Source organism: Marinifilum sp. D737 (assembly GCF_026672275.1).
Lineage (GTDB): Bacteria > Bacteroidota > Bacteroidia > Bacteroidales > Marinifilaceae > Marinifilum.
Genome location: NZ_JANQCD010000085.1, coordinates 1 through 1,553 on the forward strand (window position 1 = coordinate 1; position 1,553 = coordinate 1,553).

Genomic DNA, 1,553 nt, shown 5'->3' on the forward strand with positions numbered 1-1,553 from the left:
TTATTTAGAAGTGTTGAAATTAATTCACATGATTCCTTATTGTTCGAAACAGGAGCACAAATAATTACCCATTGCGATGATGGAACATCTGTCCTTTTGTTTGAAACAGCACCTGGAAAATACATTAATACAAATCCTTCTTTTACAGGAGAAGTTAATAAATCATATTGGATTGAAATTACTACCAAAAATGGTAACGTATTCGAATCCAATCCTGAGATAATGCTTTCGCCAATATCGATCAGCAAAATCTATGGAGAAGTTGATAAAGTTATCATTGATAAGGATGAAATTAAAAATGCAGTTAAGTTTTATTTCGATTTACAAAATCCTTTAAACGATACAAACTTTTTATTGTGGGAATATAATGCAAGCTGGGAGTGGCACACAATTGTAAATATTCCCAAATCTGAAAATCCTGCCTACACCTGTTATCCTAAAGAACACTCGAACAAAGTTTTTATTTATGATGCATCGAATTTAGAAGTTAAATCTCTAAGTCATTTGCCAGTTACCTCCATAGCAGAAGATGACGTTAAGTTGAATTATGAATACTATCTTCAAATAGAAGCATATACAATTAGTAAAGATTGCTATAAATTTTGGAGCAATATCAAAAAAGTGAGTCAATCAAACGGAAGTTTATTTGATGTTATCCCTTCGAATGTAGAGGGCAATATTCATTGTTGTAATGGTAATGAGCAAGTTTTGGGGTATTTTCAAGTTTCTTCACATACCAAGAATTCCAATTCTTTCAAGTCTGAAAATTACGATATTAATTTTTCTTTAGAACCTATTGAATGTCGAACTTTACAAATGACTTCTTTTGCATATGATCCTCTTAAATATCATATCGTAACAGTAGAAGTATTTCCAGAAGTGGTTATATATCATGTAAAACCTAACTTTTGCTACGATTGTAGTTTAAAATACTCTAGAACCAAACCTTCGTTCTGGATTGATTAACAAATGCAAACACAAAAATTTAAATATCCAAAAACTACCCTAAAAATATTCTCTTTACATATCCATTAACAAACTCATTATTAGATTTATTTACCAGTATTACACATTATTATAAAATATAGAATTGATATAAATTAAAAGATAATCCAATTAAGGAAATCATTTCTACCACCCATTTTACCTGCATTTTATACCAAATATAAATATATACATCTTCTATTTTATTGTTTCAACATCTATTTTACTATGATTTATTTATTTGTAAATAACAAAACCTTTAAAATTATTATCATATATTTATAAACACCTAAACCACTAAGCCCTAACAACATGCACCTTAATACCATAATAAAACGAATAAAGATCATCTTTGTTCTTTTGATCCTAGTAAATTCGTGTACTGAAAAGTATTTTCCAAATATTGATTCAACTGCTGGAATTCTTGTTGTGGATGGTAGAATAACTAACAATCAAACTCAATTTGAAGTTAACTTATTTAGAAGTGTTGAAATTAATTCACATGATTCCTTATTGTTCGAAACAGGAGCACAAATAATTACCCATTGCGATGATGGAACATCTGTCCT

At 29.0% G+C, this 1,553-nt stretch carries 2 protein-coding genes; both read left to right on the forward strand.

Features of this window, described 5'->3' with window-relative positions; genetic code table 11:
• Positions 1-966 (forward strand): DUF4249 domain-containing protein (locus NQ163_RS20500; RefSeq protein ID WP_268192177.1); only part of this gene is annotated, 966 nt, incomplete at its 5' end.
• Between the two features lie 378 nt (positions 967-1,344).
• Positions 1,345-1,553 (forward strand): hypothetical protein (locus tag NQ163_RS20505; protein ID WP_268192178.1); only part of this gene is annotated, 209 nt, incomplete at its 3' end.